This window comes from Leptotrichia sp. (genome assembly GCF_057270615.1).
In genome coordinates this window covers 1-3096 of sequence record NZ_DBHIXN010000101.1, presented here as the reverse complement: position 1 = coordinate 3096, position 3096 = coordinate 1, and the positions used below count along the sequence as shown (strand labels likewise).

Here is a 3096-nt window from a genome sequence, read left to right as displayed (position 1 = left end):
CCAAAATATTTTATTGTGTTATTTTGGCTGCCCCTATATTTTTTACTCTGTCAAATTTTGAAAAATACTTTACAAATCGAAAAAAATTAGTTATAATAATATAAGTTATATGATAGAGGTGCAGTTATTAAAAGTAAATTTACGGAGAAAAGTCGATTCTGTGAAATAAGTTGAAAGGAATAACTGCCGAAGCATAGGGATTGACTATCTTTATTGCTGGGGCTGTGGATAATATCCATAGGACTGTCATTATCAAGGGATAATGGGGAGCTGTCAGATATAATTCATATAAATTTTTTAAGTTTTTAGTTTGAAATGAAAATAATAAAAAAATTTTTAAATATATGTTTTATATGCTGATGCTTGTTATCAGCATTTTTTATTATCCAAAAAAATACAAATATTGAAAGGAGAAGAGAATTTTTTTATTTATATTATTTCTTAATTATTTAATAAAGAATCTTAATTTTTTATAAGGATTTAGTATTTAGGTTTTATAAAAATAAAAAAATTTTGTGAAAATATGAAATTATTTGGAACGGCAAAAATTAATGAAAAAGGGAATTTATCAATAGGAGGAGTTGATACGATAGAGTTGGCAAAAGAGTTTAAAACGCCACTTTATGTAATGGATCAGGAATTGATTGAAACGACTGTTGATAAAATGAAAGAGGCTTTTCAATCATCAAGATTTAAAACAAGAATAGCTTATGCAGGGAAAGCGTTTTTGACAACTGGGATGATTAAATTGGTTGAATCTAAAGGACTGGATTTAGATGTGGTTTCTGGTGGAGAATTGTATACGGCACATAAGGCAGGATTTCCAATGAAAAGAGTGCATTTGCATGGGAATAATAAATTGGTGAATGAGATTGAAATGGCTGTTGAATATGGAATTGATACGATTGTTGTAGATAATGAAGATGAAATTGTTAAGATTGAAAAAGTTTGTAAGGAAAAAGGTAAGAAACAAGCGGTTTTAGTGAGAATTGATCCAGGAATTGAAGCACATACGCATCACTATATAAAAACTTCAGGACTTACATCGAAATTTGGGATTTCACTTTTCCAAGAAAATTTGATTGATATTGTAAAAAGATTGAATGATAGTCCATATATTGAATTTAAAGGGTTCCATACACATATTGGTTCGCAAATATTCCAATCTGCATTCTTTATATTTGCGTTAGATGAAATTTTTAAATATTTGGATAGATTGAAAAAAGAATTAGGAATTGTAGTTCACACAGTAAATATGGGTGGAGGATTTGGAGTTTATTACAAAAATGGAGATGATCCTAAGCCAATTGAGGAAGTGCTTAGCGAAATTATAACTTATACTGAAGCAATGGAAATTAAATATCAAATTGGATTTAAAGAACTTTGTATTGAGCCAGGAAGAAGTATTGTTGGAAATGCGGGAACTACTTTGTATGAAGTTGGTGGAATTAAAGAAACTGTTGGTGGAAAAACTTATGTGTTTATTGATGGAGGAATGTCAGATAATATAAGAACTGCGCTTTATCAAGCTGAATATGAGGCTGGTGTTGTTAATAAAATGGAAGATACTGACACAAGAGATATTACATTAGCTGGAAAATTGTGTGAGTCAGGGGATATTATCATTCAAAATGGTAAATTGCCAAAATCGACTAAAATTGGGGATATAGTTGCAGTTGGTACGACAGGGGCTTACTGTTATACAATGTCAAGCAACTACAACAGAATGGTTACGCCAGGAGTTGTATTTGTAAAAGATGGTAAAGCAAAAGTTGCTGTTAGAAGAGAATCTTATGAAGATTTATTGAGAAATGATGAAATTTTTGAATTATAATTTTGTTTATTTTTGTAACGATAAAAAGAAAAGACAAATTGAAAGGATAGAGGTGCATTTATTGTGATTATTGTACATAAATATGGTGGAACTTCGGTTGCCACAACTGAAAAAATTATGAATATCGCTAAATATTTAGGTAGTGTAAAGGATTCAGGAAATGATGTAGTTGTAGTAGTTTCGGCTATGGGGAAAACAACTGATGCATTAATTAAATTAGCTCATGAAATTACTGAAAATCCAGATTCTAGGGAAATGGATAGATTGATGTCGACTGGAGAACAACAAACAATTTCGCTTTTAAGTATTGCATTGAAAACATTGGGATATGAAGCGATTTCATTGACAGGGGCTCAAGCGGGGATAAAAACGAGTGGGCATTATATGAAAAATAAAATAGATGATATAAATGGTGATGTTATAAAAGGTCACTTGAATGAAGGAAAAATCGTTGTTGTAGCTGGATTCCAAGGAGTTAATAAAGATGGAGATGTAACTACTTTAGGTCGTGGAGGTTCTGATACTTCTGCAGTTGCACTTGCGGCAGCTTTGGGAGGAAAATGTGAGATTTATACAGATGTTGATGGAATTTATTCAATTGATCCGAGAGTGTATAGCGATGCGAAAAAATTGCCATATATTTCTTATGATGAAATGATGGAATTGGCTTATTTGGGGGCTGGAGTAATGGAGCCTAGAGCCGTTGAACTTGGTGGGAAATATGGAGTAGAAATCTATGTTGGAAAATCACTTGGTGAAAAAAATGGAACGATTATAACTTCAATTCAAAAAATAAAGGAGATTAAAGAAATGGAAGAAAAAGTAATAACTGGAGTGTCGATAAATGAAAATATATTAATGGTAAACGTGGAAGAAATTCCTACAAATGCACAAAATGTATATGAGATTTTTGAAAAAGCTGAAGCAAATGGAATAAATATTGATATGATAAGTCAAAATGATGTAACTAGCCATCACGGAAGTTTTGCGTTTACTTGTCCAAAAACTGATATAGCAGCACTTGAAAAAATTGGTAAAGAAATAGAAGCTGAATTTTCAAAAACATCATTTATAATTAACCAATATGTTACAAAAGTTTCAATTGTTGGAATTGGATTAATTAGTAATATTGGAGTAGCTTCAAAAATGTTTAAAATCTTGTCAGAAAATAATATAAGTTTCCATCAAATTTCTACATCAGAAATTAGCATTTCGTTGGTTGTAGATGAAGTTATGGGGAAAAAGGTTGCAGAATTATTTGC

General features: G+C 30.9%; 2 protein-coding genes and 1 riboswitch. Both genes read left to right on the top strand.

Annotated features, from left to right (window positions below; all coding sequences use genetic code 11):
• Window positions 1-105 precede the first annotated feature (105 nt).
• Window positions 106-281: riboswitch (Lysine riboswitch) on the top strand.
• A gap of 242 nt (window positions 282-523) precedes the next feature.
• Window positions 524-1834 (top strand): diaminopimelate decarboxylase, encoded by a 1311-nt coding sequence (gene lysA / locus ACO409_RS10495; protein WP_485557040.1) that lies wholly within the window; start codon window positions 524-526, stop codon window positions 1832-1834.
• Window positions 1835-1897: 63 nt separating this feature from the next.
• The coding region (locus ACO409_RS10490) for an aspartate kinase (RefSeq protein WP_485557038.1) at window positions 1898-3096 on the top strand (1199 nt) is incomplete at its 3' end.

Coding starts and splice junctions, on each gene's coding strand:
- lysA (WP_485557040.1), top strand. CDS start 524: ATGAAATTATTTGGAACGGCAAAAATTAATGAAAAAGGGAATTTATCA.